At 73.6% G+C, this 20,854-nt stretch carries 18 protein-coding genes; 12 read left to right on the top strand and 6 right to left on the bottom strand.

What is annotated here, in order from left to right:
* Positions 1–19 precede the first annotated feature (19 nt).
* On the bottom strand, positions 20–2,092 hold the full coding sequence (locus AC0QU1_RS00885) for an NAD(+) synthase (protein ID WP_483573785.1): 2,073 nt from the start codon (positions 2,090–2,092) through the stop codon (positions 20–22).
* Positions 2,093–2,251: 159 nt separating this feature from the next.
* Here AC0QU1_RS00885 and AC0QU1_RS00880 point away from each other — a divergent pair, with 159 nt between their 5' ends.
* The 8 genes from AC0QU1_RS00880 to AC0QU1_RS00845 all read left to right on the top strand — a co-directional run bounded on the left by AC0QU1_RS00880 (position 2,252) and on the right by AC0QU1_RS00845 (position 8,486).
* On the top strand, positions 2,252–2,725 hold the full coding sequence (locus tag AC0QU1_RS00880; protein ID WP_483616358.1) for a group II truncated hemoglobin: 474 nt from the start codon (positions 2,252–2,254) through the stop codon (positions 2,723–2,725).
* A gap of 54 nt (positions 2,726–2,779) precedes the next feature.
* Positions 2,780–3,211, top strand: a complete 432-nt coding sequence (locus AC0QU1_RS00875; protein WP_483573783.1) for an HIT family protein — start codon at positions 2,780–2,782, stop codon at positions 3,209–3,211.
* 113 nt (positions 3,212–3,324) lie between these two features.
* Positions 3,325–3,621 carry a DUF4287 domain-containing protein gene (locus AC0QU1_RS00870; protein ID WP_483573782.1) on the top strand — a complete coding sequence of 99 codons (297 nt, stop codon included), beginning with the start codon at positions 3,325–3,327 and terminating at the stop codon, positions 3,619–3,621.
* Between the two features lie 73 nt (positions 3,622–3,694).
* Positions 3,695–4,933 (top strand): amidohydrolase, encoded by a 1,239-nt coding sequence (locus AC0QU1_RS00865; RefSeq protein WP_483573781.1) that lies wholly within the window; start codon positions 3,695–3,697, stop codon positions 4,931–4,933.
* A gap of 180 nt (positions 4,934–5,113) precedes the next feature.
* Positions 5,114–6,631 carry a sensor histidine kinase gene (locus tag AC0QU1_RS00860; protein WP_483573780.1) on the top strand — a complete coding sequence of 506 codons (1,518 nt, stop codon included), beginning with the start codon at positions 5,114–5,116 and terminating at the stop codon, positions 6,629–6,631.
* Positions 6,628–7,305: a response regulator gene (locus tag AC0QU1_RS00855; RefSeq protein WP_483573779.1), complete on the top strand. Its 678-nt coding sequence runs from the start codon at positions 6,628–6,630 to the stop codon at positions 7,303–7,305. The genes AC0QU1_RS00860 and AC0QU1_RS00855 overlap by 4 nt, the downstream gene beginning before the upstream one ends.
* Positions 7,306–7,421: 116 nt before the next feature.
* Entirely contained in the window at positions 7,422–7,808 is a 387-nt protein-coding gene (locus AC0QU1_RS00850) for an SHOCT domain-containing protein (protein ID WP_483573778.1), read from the top strand.
* A 210-nt stretch (positions 7,809–8,018) separates the two neighbouring features.
* Entirely contained in the window at positions 8,019–8,486 is a 468-nt protein-coding gene (locus AC0QU1_RS00845; protein WP_483573777.1) for a hypothetical protein, read from the top strand.
* 202 nt (positions 8,487–8,688) lie between these two features.
* Here AC0QU1_RS00845 and AC0QU1_RS00840 read toward each other — a convergent pair whose 3' ends face one another.
* From AC0QU1_RS00840 to AC0QU1_RS00820, 5 genes are all read right to left on the bottom strand, one after another.
* On the bottom strand, positions 8,689–10,821 hold the full coding sequence (locus tag AC0QU1_RS00840) for a penicillin-binding transpeptidase domain-containing protein (RefSeq protein WP_483573776.1): 2,133 nt from the start codon (positions 10,819–10,821) through the stop codon (positions 8,689–8,691).
* Positions 10,822–10,923: 102 nt separating this feature from the next.
* Positions 10,924–11,109, bottom strand: coding sequence for a hypothetical protein (locus tag AC0QU1_RS00835; RefSeq protein ID WP_483573775.1), 186 nt, complete (start codon positions 11,107–11,109; stop codon positions 10,924–10,926).
* A 119-nt stretch (positions 11,110–11,228) separates the two neighbouring features.
* Entirely contained in the window at positions 11,229–12,482 is a 1,254-nt protein-coding gene (locus AC0QU1_RS00830; protein ID WP_483573774.1) for an RNA polymerase sigma factor, read from the bottom strand.
* Positions 12,470–12,841, bottom strand: coding sequence for a YciI family protein (locus AC0QU1_RS00825; protein WP_483573773.1), 372 nt, complete (start codon positions 12,839–12,841; stop codon positions 12,470–12,472). The genes AC0QU1_RS00830 and AC0QU1_RS00825 overlap by 13 nt, the downstream gene beginning before the upstream one ends.
* A gap of 151 nt (positions 12,842–12,992) precedes the next feature.
* A complete protein-coding gene (locus AC0QU1_RS00820) occupies positions 12,993–13,613 on the bottom strand; it encodes a hypothetical protein (protein WP_483573772.1) in 621 nt (206 codons plus the stop codon).
* A 419-nt stretch (positions 13,614–14,032) separates the two neighbouring features.
* On the opposite strand from AC0QU1_RS00820, the gene AC0QU1_RS00815 reads away from it, so the two are divergent.
* From AC0QU1_RS00815 to AC0QU1_RS00800, 4 genes are all read left to right on the top strand, one after another.
* Positions 14,033–14,251, top strand: coding sequence for a hypothetical protein (locus AC0QU1_RS00815; protein WP_483573771.1), 219 nt, complete (start codon positions 14,033–14,035; stop codon positions 14,249–14,251).
* Between the two features lie 65 nt (positions 14,252–14,316).
* On the top strand, positions 14,317–17,376 hold the full coding sequence (locus AC0QU1_RS00810) for a helix-turn-helix transcriptional regulator (protein WP_483573770.1): 3,060 nt from the start codon (positions 14,317–14,319) through the stop codon (positions 17,374–17,376).
* Positions 17,377–17,489: 113 nt separating this feature from the next.
* Positions 17,490–19,709 carry a SpoIIE family protein phosphatase gene (locus tag AC0QU1_RS00805; RefSeq protein ID WP_483573769.1) on the top strand — a complete coding sequence of 740 codons (2,220 nt, stop codon included), beginning with the start codon at positions 17,490–17,492 and terminating at the stop codon, positions 19,707–19,709.
* Positions 19,710–19,782: 73 nt separating this feature from the next.
* Positions 19,783–20,805, top strand: a complete 1,023-nt coding sequence (locus tag AC0QU1_RS00800) for a sigma-70 family RNA polymerase sigma factor (protein ID WP_483573768.1) — start codon at positions 19,783–19,785, stop codon at positions 20,803–20,805.
* Positions 20,806–20,854 lie beyond the last annotated feature (49 nt).

Here is a 20,854-nt window from a genome sequence, read left to right as displayed (position 1 = left end):
GCCGCACGGCGAGCGCCGGTCAGGCCTCCGGGACGTTCTTCTCGAGCTCCGTGAGCCACGCCGCCGGCGTCGCGTCCGAGGGCATGCGCCAGTCGCCGCGCGGCGACATCGTGCCGCCCGCCGAGACCTTCGGGCCGTTCGGCAGGGCCGACCGCTTGAACTGCGAGGCGAAGAACCGGCGCACGAACATGTCCAGCCAGCGCCGGATCGTCGCCAGGTCGTAGGCGGTCCGGCGCGCGGCCGGGAAGCCGGGGGGCCAGTCGCCGTCGTCCACCGTGCGCCACGCGTGCCAGGCCAGGAACGCGATCTTGGACGGCCGGTAGCCGCGCCGCAGCACGTGGAACAGCGTGAAGTCCTGGAGGGCGTACGGACCCACCATCGCCTCGGTGGACTGCGGCGTCTCGCCCTCCTGGGCGGGGATCAGCTCGGGCGTGATCTCCTGCTCGACGATCTCGGTGAGCACCGCGTTGACCGGGCTGTCCGCCTCCGGCGCGAACTGTCCGCTGTCGACCGTCCACCGGATGAGGTGCTGGATCAGCGTCTTGGGCACGCCGGCGTTCACCGCGTAGTGCGACATCTGGTCGCCCACGCCGTAGGTGCACCAGCCGAGCGCCAGCTCCGACAGGTCGCCCGTGCCGACCACCATCCCGCCGCGGTGGTTCGCGAGGCGGAACAGGTAGTCGTAGCGCAGCCCGGCCTGCACGTTCTCGAACGTGACGTCGTACTGCTCGGCGCCGGCGGAGTACGGGTGGTCCAGGTCGCGAAGCATCTGCTCGGCGGCCGGGCGGATGTCGAGCTCCTGGAACGTCACGCCGAGGGCCTCGGCGAGCCGGACCGCGCGGTCCTTCGTCTCCTTGCCCGTGGCGAAGCCCGGCATGGTGAACGCGTGGATGTCGGTGCGCGGCCGGCCCAGCCGGTCCATCGCCTTGGCCGCGACGATCAGCGCGTGCGTCGAGTCCAGGCCGCCGCTGATGCCGATCACCGCCTTCGGCTGCCCGATGGCGCGCAGGCGCTGCTCCAGTCCCGTCACCTGGATGTTGTAGGCCTCGTAGCAGTCCTGGGCGAGGCGGTCGGCGTCGTCCGGCACGAAGGGGAAGCGGTCCACCTTGCGGCGGAGGCCGATGTCACCCTGCGGCGGGTGCACGGTGAAGGTGACCTCGCGGAACTCCGGGCCGTCGGCGCCCGTCCCGCCGGGCGCCAGACCCAGGCCGCGCCGGTTGTCGTCGAACGTGCCCTGCCGCAGGCGCTCCTGGCGCAGGCGGTCCAGGTCGACGTCGACCACCGTGGCGCGCGGACCGTCGGGGAACCGCTCGGTCTCCCCGAGCAGGTCACCCGCCTCGTAGACCATGGTCTGGCCGTCCCACGAGAGGTCGGTACTGGACTCGCCCTGGCCCGCCGCCGTGTAGACGTAGGCGGCGTTGCAGCGGTAGCTCGCGCTGCGCACGATCAGCCGGCGGTCCTCGGCCCTGGCCACGGTTATCGGGCTCGCCGACAGGTTGAGCAGCACGTTCGCGCCCGCGAGCGCCGCCAGCGCGCTGGGCGGCACGGGCACCCACATGTCCTCGCAGACCTCGACGTGGATCGCCAGCCCGCGGACGTCGTCGGCCCGGAAGATGAGGTCGGAGCCGATCGGCACCTCCTCGCCGAGCAGGGTGAGGGTGCCGCGGTGCTCGTCGCCGCTCGCGAACTGCCGCTTCTCGTAGAACTCGCGGTAGTTCGGCAGGTAGGACTTGGGCGCCACACCCAGGATCCGCCCGCGGTGCAGGACGACGGCGGTGTTCAGCAGGCGGCTGCCCACCAGGAGGGGAGCGCCGACGACGAGCGTCGTCATGAGCTCGACGCTCGCGGCCTTGAGGTCGGCGAGGGCGTCGAGGACCGACTCCAGGAGCGTGTCCTGCATGAGCAGGTCGTCGATCGCGTAGCCGCTCAGGCAGAGCTCCGGGAACACCGCGACGGCCACGCCGTCGTCGTGGAGCTGCCGCGCCTGGTCGAGGACCGCGGCGGCGTTGGCCGCGGGATCGGCGACGGCGACGGGGATGGTGCAGGCCGCGACCCGGGCGAAACCCTGGGCGTACGCGTTGTAGAAGTCCACGTACCCGAGTCTATGGATCTGCGCTCTGTGCTCGTCGTGGTCCCGCGAGAGTGCGCTTCTACCCAGCGATTCGGCCCAATCCAGTCGCGAGTTCTGGACCCAATCGCTGGGTAGAAGCGCACTCTTGGATTCACCGACGGCGCCGCACCGTGGATGCCCGTGAGTAGGCTGACCGGCATGGAGCCAAAGCCCACGCTCTACGACTCCCTGGGTGGCCTGCCCACCCTCCGCCGGCTCAGCGATGCGTTCTACGAGCGGGTCCTCGCGGACGAGCTGCTCGCGCCGGTCTTCGCGAACTTCAGCCCGCGCCACGTCGAGCACGTGGCGGTCTGGCTGAGCGAGGTGTTCGGCGGTCCCACGGAGTTCACGACGTCGCTCGGCGGCCACCAGTCCCTGCTGCGCAGCCATCTCGGTCTCGGGATCCGCGACGAGCACCGGCAGCGCTGGCTCGAGCTGATGTCGGCGGCGGTCGAGGACACCTTCCCCGACTCGCCGGACCTGCATGCCCCGCTCATGGCCTACTTCGAGTGGGGCACCGCCATCGCGCAGGAGGTCTCGCAGGACCCGGTCGGCACGGACCTCGGCGACCCCGGGCCGACGCCGCGCTGGGGCCGCGAGGGCCTGCACGCCTGATAGAAGCGCACTTGTGGAGCCACCGACGCCGTGCCGCCGCTAGCATCCCGGCTCATGGCCAACGAACCCGACTGCCTCTTCTGCCGCATCGTTCGAGGCGAGCTGCCCTCGGCCCAGATCGACGAGGACGAGCACACCCTCACCTTCATGGACATCAACCCCGCGTCCGACGGGCACGCGCTCGTGATCCCGAAGGCGCACGCCCGCGACCTGCACGACGTCGCGCCCGAGGACCTCACCGCGTGCACGCTGACCGCGCAGCGCGTCGCGGGCCGGGCCGTGAAGCAGCTCGGAGCCGACGGCGTGAATCTCCTGAACTGCGCAGGCGGGGCCGCCTGGCAGACCGTGTTCCACTTCCACATCCACGTGGTGCCCCGCTACCTCGACGACTCCGACCGGGACGGACTGCGCCTCCCGTGGACACCGACGCCGGGCGATCCAGCGCGCATCGCCGCCGCGGCGGACCTCCTGCGTCAGGCCGTCTGACCGGAGCCTGTCGGGTCGATGCGGCACACCGATGAGTACCGCCGTCCGCCGGCGTCTGTCCTCCTGGACCGTGCTGCCGACCGGCAGCACACCCTCACGTGAAAGGACCGCTCATGTCTTTCCAGGGCTACCTCGACGCCGTCGAGGACAAGACGGGACACACCCCACGCGAGCTGATCAAGCTCGCGGAGGAGCGCGGGTTCGACGCGTCCACGAAGGCGACTCCGATCCTCGAGTGGCTCAAGGAGGACTACGGCCTGGGCCGCGGGCACGGCATGGCCCTTGTCCACGTCATCACCAAGGGGCCGCAGATCAGCACCAAGCACGTGGGCACCTCGGGCTCGCACCGCGACGAGTCCGACACCCTGTGGCTCGACGGCAAGGCGACCAACCCGGCGTCGTCGGGCTGACGCCGCCCGGGCCGCTGCCACGGCCGTAGGGGGCCCGTGCCGGAATGTCATTACCCTGGGCAATGATGTACCCATGACAACCCGCTCCAGCATCGCCATCACCAACGCCCACGTGGTGCCCGTCGCCACCGACCCCGTCGAGGGCGGCACGGTCCTGATCGAGGACGGCGTGATCACCGCCGTCGGGCAGCATGTCGTGGTTCCCGAGGGCATCACGACCATCGACGCCCAGGGCAGGTGGCTCCTGCCGGGCTTCGTCGAGGCGCACGGCCACCTGGGCGTGCACGAGGAGGGCGAGGGGTGGGCCGGCCACGACGTCAACGAGATGACCGGCCCCGACGGGTCCGCATTTCGCGCGCTCGACGCCATCCACGTGGACGAGGAGGGCTTCCGCGACGCCCTCGCCGGCGGCGTGACGACGGCGGTGATCAAGCCGGGCTCCGGCAACCCGATCGGCGGCCAGACCGTCGCGATCAAGACCTGGGGCGGCCGCACCGTGGACGAACAGGTCGTCAGCGACGCCGTGTCCGTCAAGAGCGCCCTCGGCGAGAACCCGAAGCGGGTCTACGGGGACAAGAAGCAGCTCCCGTCGACCCGCCTGGGTGTCGCCGCCGTGATCCGCAAGGCCTTCGTCGACGCGCAGAACTACGTCGCCAAGCGCGACGCCGCGGCGGCCGAGGGCAAGCCGTTCGAGCGTGACCTCGGCAAGGAGACGCTGGCCCGGGTCCTCGCCGGCGAGCTCGCCTGGGACCAGCACACCCACCGGGCAGACGACATCGCCACGGCCATCCGGCTGTCGGAGGAGTTCGGCTACCGGCTCGTCATCAACCACGGCACCGAGGGCCACAAGGTGGCCGACGTCCTCGCCGAGAAGGACATCCCGGTCATCTACGGCCCGATGTTCACGTCCCGCTCCAAGGTCGAGCTCCGCGACCGCTCCATCGGCAACCTGGTCAAGATGGCCGACGCCGGTGTGCGCGTCGCCATCACCACGGACCACCCCGTCATCCCGATCAACTTCCTGGTGCACCAGGCGACGTTCGCGCTCCGCGACGGCCTGCCCTGGGCCACGGCGCTGGCGGCGATCACGACCAACCCGGCGTCCTTCCTGGGCCTGGACCAGCGGGTGGGCGCGATCAGGGAGGGGCTCGACGGCGACGTCGTGCTCTGGTCCGGCGACCCGCTCGACACCACCGCCCGTGCCGAGCGCGTCTTCATCACCGGCACCGAGGTCTACACCTGGGACCCCACCGCCGACGGCGGCCGCGGCGCGGGCCGCGTCCTGGAACGCGCAACCCGCTTCAGCGCCTGAGGGGGGCGCCCCCTGGGCTGGTGGTCGGCAAAATGTCAGGTGATCGGCAACTCGGACTACCGATCACCTGACATTTTGCCGACCACTCAAGCCCCGCCCGCCCAGCCCGGCACCCCGGGGCGACACGCTTCGGCACCCCGGGACGACGCGGCCGGCCTCCGCCCGGCGTAGCGTGCGAGCATGCTGGGCTCCACCCGTCCGAACAGCGCCGCCCTCGCGGAGCCGCCCGTCACCGGGCCGTTCGACCGCCTGCGGCCGCGCATGTTCCTCGCCGTCGCCGTGGCGCTCGTCTCCAGCCTGGGCTCGGCCGGCGCCGCGCGCGGCCAGCCGTGGGCGAACGAGCCGGACCTGGTCGGCACGCTCCTGCTGCTGGTCGCGCCGGTCGCGCTGCTGTTCCTGCTGCCGCGCCGCCCTGCCCTGGCGACGGTCCTGTCCGTCGCGGCGACCCTCACGTTCCTGCTGGCCGGGTACCCGTGGGGCCCGGTCCTGCTGGGACCGGTCGCCGTGCTGGCGGGCGTCATGCTCAGCGGCGACGCGCGACGGGCCCGGCTGATCGCCTGGTCGGGCGCGGCGCTGCTCGCCGGGGGTGTCGGGGCCGCGGCCGCGCTGCTCGCCCCGCGCGTGGAACGGTTCCTGAACGACCAGCCCGCGAGCCCGCACGAGAGCTGGGGCCCCGGCCCACGCTCCTACGGTCCCTACTGGAGCGACGGGGACGGCTCATGGTTCCTGACCACCGGAGGGCTTATCGGGGGAGCCGCCTGGCTCGCCGTCGTGCTGCTGATCGCGAGCGCGGCCCGGGACCGGATCGCGCGCCGGGTCGCCGCACGGGCAGCGGCGCGGGAGACGGCCGCCGAGCGTGAGCGCACCGCCGTCGCCTCGGAGCGGCTGCGGATCGCGCGCGAGCTGCACGACGTCCTGGCCCACTCCCTGTCCGCCATCAACGTGCAGGCCGGCGTGGGGCTGCACCTGCTCGACAAGAACCCGGGCCAGGCGCGCGAGGCCCTGTCCAACATCCGCGACACCAGCCGGGATGCGCTCACCGAGGTGCGCACGGTGCTGGGGATCGTCCGCGAGGGCACCTCGCCGGCGCCGGGCACGCCGTCCGACGAGGTCGCCGCCGGGACACCCGCGGGTCCACGCCGCGGGGCGGGGAGCCCGACCGGGTCGCACGACGCCGTCGGCCCCGGCGCAGCGCTGGGGTGGAGCGACGCCGCGCCGCTCACCCCGACCTGGGACCTCACCGACCTGCGCCGGCTGGCCGACCAGGCCCGCGCCGACGGTCTCGACGTCACCGTCGAGCTGGCCCCTGAGGTCGGTGACCTGCCCGACCACCTCGCCGGCGTGGTGCACCGCGTGGTCCAGGAGTCGCTGACCAACGTGCGCAGGCACGCGCCGTCGGCCCGCCGGGTCACGCTCCGCGTGACCAGGGGCGACGGCGTCGAGGTACTGGTGGCCGACGACGGCGTGGGGCCCGCAGGGCCGGTCGAGCCCGGCTACGGGCTGCTCGGGATGCGCGAACGGGTCGAGGGCGCCGGGGGAACGCTCACCGCGGGCCCGCGCGCGGACGGGACAGGCTGGGAGGTCCGGGCCAGCCTGCCGGTCGCGGCGTCCGCCGAGGGCCCACCGGCCGGGACCGCACCGCCCACCACACCGCCTGCCGCGCCACCTGCCGCACCGGAGACCGGGGAGACCGCATGATCGACGTCCTGCTCGCCGACGACCAGGCCCTGGTCCGCGGCGGGTTCCGCGCCCTGATCGACTCCGAGGACGACATGCGCGTCGTGGCCGAGGCCGCCACCGGAGACGACGCCGTCACGCTCACCCTCGAGCACCTGCCCCACGTGGTGCTGATGGACATCCGCATGCCTGGCCTGGACGGGCTCGCGGCGACGCGGCGGATCATCGCGGAGCCCCGGGCGGCCGGCGTGCACGTGGTGGTCGTGACGACCTTCGAGCTCGACGAGTACGTCACCGAGGCGATCCGGGCCGGGGCCTCGGGGTTCCTGGTCAAGGACACCGAGCCCGCCGAGCTGGTCCGGGCGGTGCGCGTGGCGGCGTCGGGCAACGCGCTGCTCTCGCCCACGGTGACGCGGCGGCTGCTGGCCAAGGTCGCGGACGCGACCCGCGCCGTCCGGCCGGCGCCTGCGCTCGCCGAGCTCACGCCGCGCGAGCGGGAGGTGCTCGTCGAGGTGGCGGGCGGGCTCGCGAACGACGAGATCGCGGGCAAGCTGTACCTGTCGGAGTCGACGGTGAAGACGCACGTCTCCCGGGTCCTCACGAAGACCGGTTCGCGCGACCGTGCGCAGCTCGTGGTGCTCGCGTACGAGGCGGGGCTGGTGCGGCCCGGGTGGGCCGGAGGAGGCACGGGGTGACTCGGCACCACGGGTGTAGGGCAGCAGGTACGCGGGAGTGACGACCCCGGCGGCGCACGACGGCAGCCTGATGGTGTGGCCGGAACGACCGGCCGAACCGAATGCTGGAGGTCGACATGCTCACCGCGACGACAGAGGTCCTCGCCAACGGGCCCCACTACGGCTGGGGCTGGGGCGGGCCCGGCCCGTTCTTCTTCATCTTCCCGCTGCTGTGGTTCCTGCTGTTCGCGACAGTGGTCTTCCTGATCGCACGGCGTGCCCGGCGCGGTCCGCGCGGCGGCTGGGGTGGCCCGTGGGCCACGCACGCGTCGGCGGGCACCGACCCGGTGACGCTGCTGGGCAACCGGTTCGCCCGCGGAGAGATCGACGAGGCCGAGTACCGCTCGCGGCTCGCCGTCCTCCGCTCGGCAGGCGCCAACCCTGGTGCCACGCCGACAGCGACTGATGCGCCCCCCGCGAGCCCGACGCCGCAGGACCAGCCGCCGACCGACGGCGACCGCTGACCCTCGCCGGAGGCTCCGGCGCCCAGACCGCCTCGGGCGGTCTGGGCGCCGGACGTGTGCCGACCCGGGCGGCAGTGCCGGGTACTACTCCCCATCATGGCCACCTGGGGATTGGCCTTCCGCGACGGCCGTGACGCTAGACTCGCGGACGAGCGGGCGAGTGCGACCGATCCGCACATTTTTGCCCCGTTGACATGAGGGAAGTAGATCGTGAGCACCAGCAAGAACTGGGCGACCGTCGCTGTGGTCTCCTGTGCACTTCTGCTGTCCGGATGCTCGGCTCTCGAGGACATGGCCAGCGATTTCGCGCCGTCCGGCGAGGAGGTGCCGCAGGCGGCACCGTCGCCGGTCATCGAGGCTCCCATCAGCACGGGCGAGTACGACCTCGTCGAGGCGTGCAACGTGTTCTTCAGCGGCCCGCTGGTGACGAACATCCAGCAGCTCGCACAGGCCGTCCAGGCCCCGCTCGACGAGGAGCGGACCGGCGCCGCGACCTCCATCAGCCGGAACATCGGCCTGATCATCGGCAAGGCCGACGAGGTCAGCATCGCTCACCTCGAGGCGGTGCGCGCACCGTTCGACCAGGCGCTCGACGGCTCCATCGCCCGCCCGAGCGCGGTCACCGACGCGATCGCCGCCTACCAGGCCACGTGCACGGAGGCCGGGTTCGAGGGCTGAGTCTCGCCCTCTTGCCACTCTGAGGGCTGAGTCTCGCCCCCTTGCCGCTCCGGGGCTGAGCCCCCATCGGAGAGCCGTCGGCCGAGGGCCGGAGAACTCCGGCCGGAGCACCACACGCCGAGGCGCCCCGGCCGTCCCGGGTGACCACCTCGCCGACGTCAGCCCACGGCGAGGCCGACGTCAGTCCACGGCGAGGCCGACGTCAGCTCCCGGCGAGGAACTCGCGCATCACCGGGGCGGCGTCCGTCGAGGCGAGCTCGCCCTCCTCGATGAACACGACCGCCGCGAGGTCGTCCGTCATCGCGACCGTCCAGACGTGCGCCCTGGTGCCGTCGCCGAACTGCGCGGTGCCCGTCTTGGCGCCGACGATCCCCGGCACGTCCTGCAGCACCGTGGCCGAGCCCTCCCGCACCACGCCGCCCATGAGCTCGCGCAGCGCGGCCGCCTCCTCCGCGGTCAGGTCGCTCGGCGGCGCCTCGGCGGCCCCGCCGCCCGTCTCGCCGTCCGACGGCTCGCCTGACGGCTCGGCCGAGGACTCGTCCGACGGCTGCTCCGACGGCTCGACGAGGTACGGAGACACCGTGTGCCCGGCGGAGACGCTCGCGGCGACGGTCGCCATCGCCAGCGGCGTGGCCAGCACCTGACCCTGTCCGATCATCGACGCCGCGTGCTCGGTGCCCCCCGCCTCGGTCGGCACGTCGCCGAACACGCCGGCGGCGCCGAAGGCCTCTGGCTGGACGCCCAGGCCGAGCGACGCCGCGGCGTCGTGGAGCTGCTGCTGGGTGATCGTCTCGTGCTGGGCGATGAAGGCGGTGTTGCACGAGTTCGCGAACACGGTCCGGAACGGCACGGCGTCGCCGATCGCCGACTGCGGGTACCCGGGCACGTTCCGGAACTCGCGGCCCTCGATGCTGATCGTCGGGGTGCAGGCCAGCGTCGTGTCCAGTGTGGTCCCGGCGCGGAGCATCGCGAGCGACGTCGCGATCTTGAACGTCGAACCCGGCGGGTACTGCCCGAGCGTGGCCGTGTTGAGCCCCTCGGAGCCCGGACCGGACGCCGCCGCGAGCACCTCGCCGGTGGACGGCCTGATCGCGACGATCGCGCTCGCGAGGTCCTCGATGTCGGCAAGCGCCGACTCGGCGCGGAGCTGGGTCGCCGGGTCGAGGGTGGTCACCAGCGGCTCGCCGTCCTGCTTCTCAATGGTGAACGCCTCGCGGCCCTCGCCGCCCTCGGCGGGCACGATCGTCACCGCGAGGCCTGGCACGCCGCGGAGCTGCTCGTCGTAGTCGGCCTGCAGGCCGTACAGGCCCACCATGTCACCCTGCTCGACCGCGCCCTCCGACTCGGCGATGATCTCCTCCGTCGCCTCGCCGACCGTGCCGAGCACGGCCCGTGCGAAGTCGCGACTGGGCGCGAGCGGCAGCTCGTCGGGGATGCCGACGACGCCGTCGATCGCCATGGCGGCGTCGAAGTCGTACTCCGGGTCGTTGTCGCGGACCGTGATGACCTCGATGAACGCCTTGTCGCCCGCGGCCTGGACCTGCGCGGAGATGTCGGCGATCGTCGCCTGGTCGAAGCCGAACAGGCTCCCGAGCCGCTCCGTGGCGGTGTTCCAGCCCGGGCGGGTCTTGTCGATGCCCACGTGGTGCACGGGGGTGAGGCCCACGATGGTCTCGCCGCTGGTCGTGACGATCTCGCCGCGCACGGGCTCGGTACGCTCGACGGCGAGCCGCTCGCCCGCCTCCAGGCCGGGCACCAGGACGCCGGTGTCCCACGCGGCCTGCCAGACGCCCGGCTCGCCGTTCGTCGGGCCCGGGTAGGTGAGCCGCACGGCCGTCTCGTACTCCCAGGGTGTGTCCTGCGTGACGGGCCAGCTCCAGGAGAACGTCGCGGTGGCGGTGGCGGTGCCGTCGTCACCCTCCGTCATGGGCGTGACGCTCTTGACCGTCACGCTCCCCTCTTCCTCCTCGCCGACGGCGGCCAGGAGCTGCTCGAACACCAGGGCGTACTGCTCGTCCGGCGAGGCCGACGTCTCCATGGTGAGCGGAAAGTCCGCCGGCGTCCCCGCCTGGAGCGCGGCCGCGAGCTCCTCGGCCGCCGGCTCGGGCGACGGGATGGGCGGCGGCCGGAGCAGGTACCAGGCCCCGAGACCCGCCGCCGCAAGGACGACCACGACGGCGACGACGATCAGCGCCGTCCGCCCCCTGCGCCGGCGGGGAGGCTCGGCAGGTGGCGGAGGATCGCCCGCCGGCGGTATCGAGGCGTACCCACCTGGCGGTGGCGGCACCGGTGCGTGACCGTCCGCCGGAAGCTGAGGTGACGGGTATCCGCTCATGCCCAGGAGCCTAAGGGCCTGGTCACGATCGCCACGTGAAATTTCCAGGGTGAAATGCGGCGGGGCCGCCGAACCCCCTGGGTCTGCGGCCCCGCCCCGGCGTCACGCATCCGGGTGCCGCCACCGGTCACGCGGGCGCGTGGCGAGCTTGAGATAGGACACCATCGGTGCCGGACGTCCGGCGGCCCGGATCCGGTGCTCGCGGCGCACGAGCAGCTCCATGCGCCGCAGATCGCGCTCGATGGCGCCGACGTCGTCGCCGGTGATCGTCGCTGTGCTGGTCGTCATGGCAGTTCCCCGTTCGCCGGCCCCCTCGGACGAGGGCCCTCAGCTCACAGGACGAACCAGGAGCTCGTTTCGTTGAGAGGGAGGTGCCGGCCCGGCTCTTGTGACCACCGTGACGGACTTCACCCGGTCGCGGCGCTCCGGTCCGCAAGGAAGGCGCGCAGGGCGGGGTCGGTCGTGAGCGAGATCGCCTTGGCATAGGCGGCCCGTGCCGCGTCGGCCTCCCCGGCCTCGGCAAGCAGGTGCGCACGGGTCGCCCAGAGCGGCTGGAACCGGCCCGCCGCCCGGTCGTCCGACGCCGCCACCTGGTCCAGCTCGGCCAGGCCCGCCGCCGCGCCGTCGACCCGGGCGAGCACCGCCGCGAGCGCTACCCGGCCGCCGAGCGTCGGGGCAACGCGGAGCAGCGCCCGGTGCAGGGTGAGGAGCGCCGGCCAGTCGGTCCGGCCGGTGCGGGCCCGCGCGCAGTGTGCGGACTGGATCGCCGCCTCGAGCTGGAACCGGCCGAGCGGGCCGGCGGGCACCGGCCCGCCGAGCGCGCGGCGGAGCAGCGCCTCGCCGCGCTCGATCAGCGCGGCGTCCCACCGGCCGACGTCCTGCTCGTCGAGCGGCACGAACGCGCCGTCGACCTCGCGTGCGTCCGCGCGTGCCAACGAGAAGCAGAGCAGTGCGGCCAGGCCGAGCACCTCCGGCTCCGGCAACAGGTCCGCCAGCAGGAGGGCGAGGGTGAGCGCATCACCGGTGAGCGATCCGCGGACCTCCGGCGCGGCGCCGCGCCAGTCGATCGCGTACGCGCCGTACACGGCCTCCAGCACGGGCGGCAGCCGGTCGGGCACCTCCTCCCGCCCCGGGATGCGGAACGGGATGCGTGCGTCCCGGATCCGGCGCTTGGCCCGGACCAGGCGCTGCGCCATCGTGGGCGTGGGGACAGCGAACGCAGCGGCGATGTCCCGCGCCTCGACGCCGAGCACGGTCTGCAGCATGAGCGGCGTGCGGATGCCCGCCTCGATCGCGGGGTGGGCGCAGACGAACATGAGCTCCAGGCGGCGGTCGCCGATCGCGCCGGGGTCGGGTTCCTCGGGCAGGACGGCGGGTTCGGGCCCGGCGTCGGCGGGGGCCGTGGTGCGGTGCGCGGCGGAGCGGTACAGGTCGTGCAGCCGGTTGCGGGCCACGGTGAGGAGCCAGCCGTCGGGGTTGTGCGGCACGCCGTCGTCGGGCCAGTGACGCAGGGCGCGCTCGAAGGCCTCGGCGAGGGCGTCCTCCGCACGCTGGATGTCGCCGTCGCGCGCCGCGAGCAGGGCGAGCAGGCGGCCGTACGAGGTGCGGGCCGCCGCTTCCGCAGCGGCCCGCACCTCACCGGGAGTGGTCAGCGCGTCCACGCGCCGTTCTCGAAGTGGGTGGCGGACGGGCGCACCTCCACGGTGCCCCACTGGACCGACGGCGCCTTCTGCGCCCACGCGAGCGCCGCGTCGAGGTCCGGCACGTCGACCACGAAGGTGCCGCCGAGCTGCTCCTTCGTGTCGGCGAAGGGGCCGTCCTGGATACGCAGCTCGCCGTCGCGCACCGCGACGGTCGTCGTGGACGACGACGGCTGCAGCACCTCCGCCGAGATGAGCACCCCCGCCTGGTCGAGCGCCGTCGCGTAGGCGTCGAACTCGCGCTCCCCCTCTTCCCAGCCGCCCGGGGCGAGGTCCTCTGGCTTCATCTCCGGGTAGTGCAGCAGGATCGTGTATCGCATGGTTCTGTCCTCCGGTCGGTGTCTGTCTGACACCGGGGTGACGATCTCGCGGGTGTCCGATCGACAGGTCCGCGGAACGCACCGGACATGACTCGGGCCGGGGCGCCCCCTGGTGCGCCCCGACCCGGTTCCCCCTGTCCGGCCAGGTGTGTCAGGCGCTCGTCGGCGCCGCCTTGACGACCGGGCCCCACGCCAGCGGGTCGAGCGCGCGGGCCTCGTCGTCCGCGATCCCGGCCCAGCGGCGCGCATCGGCGATCGTCGACGAGAGCAGCTCGCGGAGCCGCGCGTCGACGTCAGGAACGAAGGCCTCGGAGATGCCCTGCACCGCCGTGGAGACCACGCTCGGCGCGGCGTCGCGCACGAACCGCTTGGGCCGCACGCTGGTGCCGGCGCAGAACCGCTCGGCCCAGGCCGCCGTCTTCGGCACGGCCGCGAGCGCGTCCTTGCTCTCCGGCGCGAGCGTGCCTGCCGGGCGGTCCTCCAGGACGTCGAGCATGCGCTCGGAGCCGAGGATCGCGACGGCGAGCGTCTGCTGCCGGTCGGCCGGCGAGACGGGCAGCGCCGTCTGCGCTGCGCGGAGGGCGATGCGCACGTCCCAGCGCGGGTCGGTGCTGGTCAGGCCGATGACCGACGGGATGAGCGGCGCGAGCTGCGGGCGCGCGTGGTCCGCCGTCAGGTCGTTCACCGCGCGAGCCAGCATGGCGATGAGCGGGTGCGTGCAGGCCGGGTGGTCGCTCCACCTCTCGCCCGCGAGGAAGGAGGCGAGCTCCATGAAGCACGCGCCCTTCTTTGGGTTGCGGTGCTTCCCACGGCCGAGCATGGGCAAGATGTCGTACGTTCCAGCTTCGGTTCCGGTCACGATCCACCCCCGAATTGGGTCCGCTGCTTGTTCCAGTGTGCGTCTCCTGTGACGCAGATCGCAATAGTGAGCCTGTGAACTGCCTGTATCTCGCTCGTCTGCGCCGTACGACGGCAGGACGCGCGACGGCGGGGCGCCGGGCGCGTGACGGCGGCTCGTAGGGTGCCTCAGGCCACCTCAGACGGCCACCTGCCTACCTCAGATACCGGGTCTGAGGTACCCGGCGGCCCAGGACTGCCCGACCTCCCGATCCGGAGGCCCTGCCCTCAGGACGAGTGTCTTCCTCATCAGCCGGACGGGCACACGGCCCGCCGGGGACATCCGGAGGAATCATGTCGCTGTGGGGACCCGCGCTCGACGCGGAGATCGAGTACCGGCAGGAAGAGGCCAAGAAGGCGTGGGGCGGACGGCGGACCAGCGGGTCCGACCGTGCGGACCGCGCCAGTGGCCAGGAGAAGCGCTCCGCCCGCGCGAGCCGCGCGGAGCAGATCAAGGAGGGCATAGCGGGGATGCGGCCCGCGCCCGCCACCCGGCACGGCCTGTTCGCATGACCGAGGTGAGCGCGGAGACGGAAAAGACCGGGGGGAGTGTCAGTGACCGGTGGCACGATGTTCAGGTGCGACGGTCCACGACAATCCCCCTGGTCTCCCGGCAGGAGCAGGTTGCCTCCCTCCTGCAGGCGGTGGGGCGCGCCTCGGCGGGCCGTCCCGGTCTCGCGCTCGTCGGCGGCGACGCCGGGGTGGGCAAGACGCGGCTGATCGGCCACGTCACCCAGGAGGCCGAGCGGGCGGGGGCGAGCGCCGTCGTCGTGCACTGTGTCGACCTGGGGCAGGTGGGCATCCCGTACCTGCCGTTCACCGACGCCCTGACCCAGCTCCAGGCCGGGGCCGCCGGACCGGAGGCGGCCGCGCGGGTCACGGAGCTCGTCGCGGAGCGGCCGGCGCTGTGGCGCCTGCTGGAGCCCGGCGGGAGCGGCGACGCCGACCATGACGAGCGGCTGCAGCTCTTCGAGGGCATCGCGCGCAGCCTCGCCGTCGCCGGCCAGCCGGGACGGCCGCTCGTGCTGGTGGTCGAGGACGCGCACTGGGCCGACGCGTCGACGCGCGACGTGCTGCGGTTCCTCGCGGCCCGCGCCCGGTCCGAGAACCTGCTGCTCGTGGTGACCTACCGGTCGGACGACGTCGACCGGCGCCACCCCCTGCGCCCCCTGCTCGCCGAGCTGTCCCGGCTGGAGCACGTCGAGCGCACAGACCTGCAGCCCTTCGACGAGGACGAGCTGCGCGAGTTCACGACCGCCCTGGCCGGCAAGCCGCTGCTGCCGCCGGAGTTCGCCGAGGTGCTGGACCGGTCCGAGGGCAACGCGTTCTTCGCGGAGGAGCTCCTGGACGCCGGCCCGGGCTCGGCCAGCCTGCCGTGGACGCTCACCGAGGTGCTCCGCACCCGGCTGGAACGGCTGGACCCCGAGGTGCAGCAGGTGCTGCGCATCGCAGCGGTCGCCGGACGGCGCGTGCGTGAAGAGCTGCTGCGGGCGGCCGCCGCCCGGTGGGGCGCCCTCGACGTCGACGCCGCGCTGCGCGAGGCCGTGACCCAGCAGGTCCTCGTGGTGTCCGGCGCCCACCTGGAGTTCCGGCACGCGCTGCTGGCCGAGGCCCTGTACGCCGACCTCCTGCCGGGCGAGCGCTCGGCGGTGCACCGCGCCTACCTCGCGGTGATCGAGCAGGACGGGCCCGACGGCATGCCGATCGGCAGCGCGGCCGAACGCGCCCACCACGCCTACGAGGGACACGACCTGCCCGCGGCGCTGAGCGCATCGCGTGACGCCGCCCTGCGGGCCCGCCGGCTGCTCGCTCCCGAGGAGGAGCTGCGGCACTGGGAACAGGTGCTGGCCCTGTGGGACTCCGTGCCGGACGCCGAGGAGCGGCTGGGCCGCGACCGGGTCGACGTCGCGCTCGCCGCAGGGGAGGCGGCCGCGCGGGCGGGTGACCCGATGCGCGCGGTCAAGCTCACGCGGCGCGCGGCCGACGCCGTGGCCGACCCCGTGCGCCGGGCCGGGCTCGAGCACGTGCTGGTGCGCCGGTACCTCGACCTGCCGGCCTGGGACGACCAGGCCGGGGACGTCGCCGCCGCCGTGGTGAGCCTGCGGGCCGCCGTCGAGATGCTGCCGGAACGCAGCCCGGAGCGGATCTGGACGAACGCCCTGCTGGCCCGCGTCACGCTGACCCTCGACCGGGACGCCGAGGCGCGCGAGCACGCCGAGTGCGCCGTCGAGGAGGCGCGCACGGTGGGGCAGCCCGACGCCCTCGCCGATGCGCTGGCCACCCTCGCCATCCTCGACGTGGGCGACCCCGACCGGGCCGCGACGCTCCTCGACGAGGCGCGCACCGCCGCTGCCGAGGCCGGGGACGTGCTCACGGAGATGCGCACCCTGTACAACTCCGCGGCCAACCGGTTCTACGCGGGCGACCTCGAGTCCGCGGCCGAGAAGACGCTGGACGGACTCGCCAGGGCCGAGGAGCTCGGCCTGGGCGGGAGCATGCACGCGATCAACCTGCGGATCCTGCAGGAGATCATGCTCTACTTCCACGGCGACCTGCGGGCGCGCTCGACCGAGGGCGTCCCAGCGACGTCCCAGCAGGTCATGGAGGCCACCTCGATGTACGCGGCGGTGGCCCGCGGCGACGACGACGTGATCGCGCGCGGCGAGGCCCTGTTCGAGCACTGGCGCAGCGACGGCCAGATCGCCCTGATCGGCGGCGGCAGCCTGGTCGACGCCCTCACGTGGGCCGGCCGGTACGACGACGCGGCGGCCCTGGCGGTGCGGATCACCGACCACCTCGGCGAGGTGTGGACCGAGCTGTTCCTCGGCCGGATCTGGCTGTCTGCGCTCGCGATCGCCGCCCTGGCCGACGCGGCGGAGGCCGACCGGTCCGCCGGGCGGGCCGGGGCTCCCGGTTCGGCCGCCGCCACGGCCGTCGAGGCCCGCGCGGCCGAGCGGCTGGACCGCGGTGACTCGCTCCTCGCGATCGCCCGGGAGACCGCACAGCGGGGCCGCCCGCGCGGCGGGGTGCTCGGGCCCGAGGGGCAGGCCTGGCTGCAGCGGGCCGCGGCGGAGAACGCCCGGCTGCACGCCGTCGTCGGCCCGCTCCAGGGGGCGGCAGGCCAGGGACCGGCGGACCGAGGGCCGGCAGACGCGGAGGGCGGCGGGCCGGCGTCCGCCGGGCTGTGGCGCGCGGCCGCGGCGAGCTGGCAGGACACCGTGAACGCGTTCGACTTCGGGTACCGCTACGAGGTGGCACGCTCGCGCTACCGCTGGGCCGAGGCCCTGCTCGGCGCCGGCGAGCGGGAGGCCGCGGAGGTGGAGGCCGCCGAGGCGCTCTCGGAGGCGGAGGAGATGGGCGCACAACCCTTGGCCGACGCCGTCCGCGCGCTGGCCCGGCGGGCGCGGCTCGACCTGCCCGGGGTGCGCCGCGCCACGGTGTCCACCCTCACCGGGCGCGAGGAGGAGGTGCTCAGCCTGGTCGCGCAGGGGATGTCGAACCGGCAGATCGGCGAGCGGCTGTTCATCTCGACCAAGACGGTGAGCGTGCACGTGTCCAACCTGCTGGCCAAGCTCGGCGCCTCGGGGCGCGCCGAGGCGGTCAGCCTCGCGCACCAGCGAGGGCTGCTCGAGGTGTGACCCGCGGGCGCGGCAGGCAACCCGCCGGAACAAGCAGGCTACGCGCCCGGCACAAAGGGGACACATCCGGTCCATCTGTCGCGCCCCGGTCCTTCTCTCGCAATACTGAGTAGATGCCGACGGACCTCCAGGCGCTGCGAGACCTCGAGCACGTCGGTCTTGGTGCTCCCACCGCGGACGAGGCGTTCGATCGGTTCGCCCGTCTGGTTCGACGGCACCTGAAGGTACCGGCCGCCGTCGTCTACTTCGTGGTCCGCGAGGGACAGGTCCTCGCAGGGGCCTCCGGGGTGCCGGAGCCCATGCAGTCCAGCCGGCTGCTGCAGCACCCGGGCACGCTCACCAGCGTCATCACCACGCGCGGCGAGCCGGTCGTGGTGTCGGACGCCCGGCAGGACCCCGTGCTGCACGACAACTACCTGGTCCGGGAGATGGGCCTGGTCGCGCTCGCCGGGTACCCCGTCTTCGACCTGCGCGGACGCGCCGTCGGCGCCCTGTGCGCCGTGGTGGACGAGCCGCGCGAGTGGTCGGAGGACGACCTGGCCTCCCTCGCCGACCTCGCCGCCGCCTGCACCGCCGAGCTGCGGCTGCGCGCCGAGCGGGAGCGCGCGCGCCGGATCCAGGAGACGGCGGTCCGCGCGAACCGGCGCAGCCGGTTCCTGCTCTCCCTCAGCGAGGCCTTCGCCAACGCGAACACGCTGGACCAGGTCGAGGAGGTCATCGTCGAGGTCGGCACGGCGGGGATCGGCGCGCGGTACTGCGCGTTCGCCGTGGCCGACGCCGACGGGCGGGGCATCACCTACCGGTCCCTCGTCCACGCGGAGCCGCAGTTCCCGCAGCGGCTCCGGCAGGCCAAGCTGGACGAGCAGCGACCGCTGGCGGAGGCGGCCCGCACCGGCCGGCCTTTGTTCTTCCGGACGAACGAGGAGATGTTCTCGGCGTACCCGGCGATCAGGCCGCTCTGCGACCCGGACGTCGGGGCCCGGGCGTTCCTGCCCGTCGTGACGGCGGGCGCCGTCGTGGCCGTCATCGTGCTGGCGTGGGAGCGCGACCGCGGGCCGGACAAGGACTCGTACGCGCTCCAGACCGGGCTCGCCCACTACACGGGCCACGCCCTGGAGCGCGCGCGCCTGCTGGAGGAGCGCCGCGAGGCCGCCAAGACGCTGCAGCGCGCGATGCTCAGCCGCCTGCCCGAGGTGCCGCACCTCGACATGGCGGCCACGTACTCCCCGGCCACCCGGTCCGACCAGATCGGCGGCGACTGGTACGACGCCGTCGCGGTGGACGACGAGACGACCATGTTCATGATCGGTGACGTGACCGGCCACGACATGCGCGCCGCGGCGAAGATGGGCCAGCTCAGGTCCCTGCTGCGCGCCTTCGCGTGGAGCCACGACGAGTCGCCGTCGGCCCTGCTGTCGCTGCTCGACAAGGCCAACTCGGGCCTCGGGCTGCTCGCCAGCGGCACCGCCGTCGTGGCCCGGCTCGAACGGGCCATGGGGGCCTACCAGCTCACGTGGTCGACGGCGGGCCACCCGCCGCCGCTCGTGCTCCGCGAGGACGGCACGGTGGAGCGCCTGTCGGTGCTGCCGGACATGATGCTGGGCGTGCGGCCGACGGTGAAGCGCACGGACCACGTCACCACGCTGCGCCCCGGCGACACCCTCCTGCTCTACACGGACGGGCTCGCCGAGCAGCGTGGCACCACCGCCGACCAGTGGCTCAACCGCCTGCAGAAGACCCTCGCGGCGCTCGGTGACACCGCGACCGCCGCGCTGCCCGTCACGCTCGTGCGCCGCCTGGCCTCGGACGACCAGCGGGACGACGTCGCCGTGCTCGCCGTCCGGGTGCGGGCGGCGGCCCCGTCGGGCCCGCCGTCGCTCGGCCGGCCCGCGACGGCGGAGCGCAAGCTGGCCCCGTCGCTCGGCGACGTCGGCCCCGCCCGCATCTGGGTCGACGACGTGCTGGAGAGCTGCGGCGTGCCGATGCCCCTGCGCCGCACGGTGATGCTGCTGACGTCGGAGGTGCTGACCAACGCCGTCGACCACGGGCAGGCGCCGTTCACCGCCACGGTCGAGGTGGACCTGGACCGGCTGCGGGTGGGCGTGCGCGACTCGTCGACGGCGCAGCCAGAGCTGCGCGACCCGACGGTCACCGACTTCGGCGGGCGCGGGGTGCAGTTCCTCGAGCGGCTCGCGTCCCGGTGGGGTGTGGACCGGCACGGCGAGCCTCCGGCTGGTGACCGGTCCGGCGACAGGCCTGGCGGACGGCGGACGGGCGGGCGGCAGGGCCGGCGGGCGGGCAAGACCGTCTGGTTCGAGCTCGACCTCGGGTGAATTCCGGCCGACGACTTCGGGCAGGATCGAATCCCGGCCCGGCGTGTCAGTGGTGCCGCGTACGGTGTGAGCTATGGCACAGACAGCTTCAGATCCCAAGCAGAGCACCGGTGAGGACCTGGCCGGGGCCGAGCTTTCCGAGCAGCTCGAGGCGTACCGCCGCGAGCTCACCGGATACTGCTACCGACTGCTGGGCGGCGCGTTCGACGCCGACGACGCGGTGCAGGAGACCCTCCTACGCGCGTGGCGGTCGTACGAGCGGTTCGAGGGCCGCTCCTCGCTGCGCACCTGGCTGTACCGGATCGCCACCAACGTGTGCTTCGACCAGCTCGGCTCCAGCCGCGCCAAGCGTGAGCGGCCCATGGGCCTCGGCGCCGCCGTCGAGCCGGTCGAGGAGAGCCTCGCGACGGTGCTGCCCGAGTACGCCTGGGTCGAGCCGGTCCCGACCGAGCACGTGCTCCCCAGCGCGAGCGACCCCGCGGACACCGCCGTCGCGCGGGAGTCGGTCCGGCTCGCGTTCGTCGCCGCGCTGCAGCACCTGCCCGCCAAGCAGCGCGCGGTGCTGATCCTGCGCGAGGTGCTGCGCTGGCCCGCCGCTGAGGTCGCCACGCTGCTCGACACCTCGGTGGCCTCGGTGAACAGCGCGCTCCAGCGGGCGCGGGCGACGCTGGCCGAGAAGACCCCCGACCGGTCCGGGGCCTCGGAGCCGGCCGAGCAGTCGTCCACGGCCGACACGGAGCTGCTGGAGCGCTACGTCGCGGCGTTCGAGCGGTACGACATGACCGCGCTGGCCAACCTGCTCCGCGAGGACGCGGTGATGAACATGCCGCCGTACGCGATGTGGCTGGAGGGCATCGAGAACATCCAGGCGTGGATGACCGGGCCCGGCTACGGGTGCGAGGGCTCGCGCTGCGTGCCGATCCACGTCAACGGCACCCCGGGCTTCGCCCAGTACCGGCCCGACCCCAAAGGGGGTCACTTTCCGTGGGGGATCGTGGTGCTGGAGAACGACGGCACGCACATCACCGGCATCACCACCTTCCTCGACACGGAGAAGTGGTTCTCCCGGTTCGGCCTGCCCGACCACCTCGACTGAGCCGTAGGTGCGGCCGGTGAGCGGCGTCCGCCCGGTGCGGAGCCACAAG

It is taken from the genome of Promicromonospora noduliphila (assembly GCF_056951025.1).
This window is presented reverse-complemented; position numbering and strand designations above follow the sequence as displayed.

Coding starts and splice junctions, on each gene's coding strand:
- AC0QU1_RS00815 (WP_483573771.1), top strand. CDS start 14,033: ATGTCGCTGTGGGGACCCGCGCTCGACGCGGAGATCGAGTACCGGCAG.
- AC0QU1_RS00855 (WP_483573779.1), top strand. CDS start 6,628: ATGATCGACGTCCTGCTCGCCGACGACCAGGCCCTGGTCCGCGGCGGG.
- AC0QU1_RS00820 (WP_483573772.1), bottom strand. CDS start 13,613: ATGGAGCTCGCCTCCTTCCTCGCGGGCGAGAGGTGGAGCGACCACCCG.
- AC0QU1_RS00850 (WP_483573778.1), top strand. CDS start 7,422: ATGCTCACCGCGACGACAGAGGTCCTCGCCAACGGGCCCCACTACGGC.
- AC0QU1_RS00860 (WP_483573780.1), top strand. CDS start 5,114: ATGCTGGGCTCCACCCGTCCGAACAGCGCCGCCCTCGCGGAGCCGCCC.
- AC0QU1_RS00805 (WP_483573769.1), top strand. CDS start 17,490: ATGCCGACGGACCTCCAGGCGCTGCGAGACCTCGAGCACGTCGGTCTT.
- AC0QU1_RS00870 (WP_483573782.1), top strand. CDS start 3,325: ATGTCTTTCCAGGGCTACCTCGACGCCGTCGAGGACAAGACGGGACAC.
- AC0QU1_RS00800 (WP_483573768.1), top strand. CDS start 19,783: ATGGCACAGACAGCTTCAGATCCCAAGCAGAGCACCGGTGAGGACCTG.
- AC0QU1_RS00865 (WP_483573781.1), top strand. CDS start 3,695: ATGACAACCCGCTCCAGCATCGCCATCACCAACGCCCACGTGGTGCCC.
- AC0QU1_RS00840 (WP_483573776.1), bottom strand. CDS start 10,821: ATGAGCGGATACCCGTCACCTCAGCTTCCGGCGGACGGTCACGCACCG.
- AC0QU1_RS00835 (WP_483573775.1), bottom strand. CDS start 11,109: ATGACGACCAGCACAGCGACGATCACCGGCGACGACGTCGGCGCCATC.
- AC0QU1_RS00875 (WP_483573783.1), top strand. CDS start 2,780: ATGGCCAACGAACCCGACTGCCTCTTCTGCCGCATCGTTCGAGGCGAG.
- AC0QU1_RS00825 (WP_483573773.1), bottom strand. CDS start 12,841: ATGCGATACACGATCCTGCTGCACTACCCGGAGATGAAGCCAGAGGAC.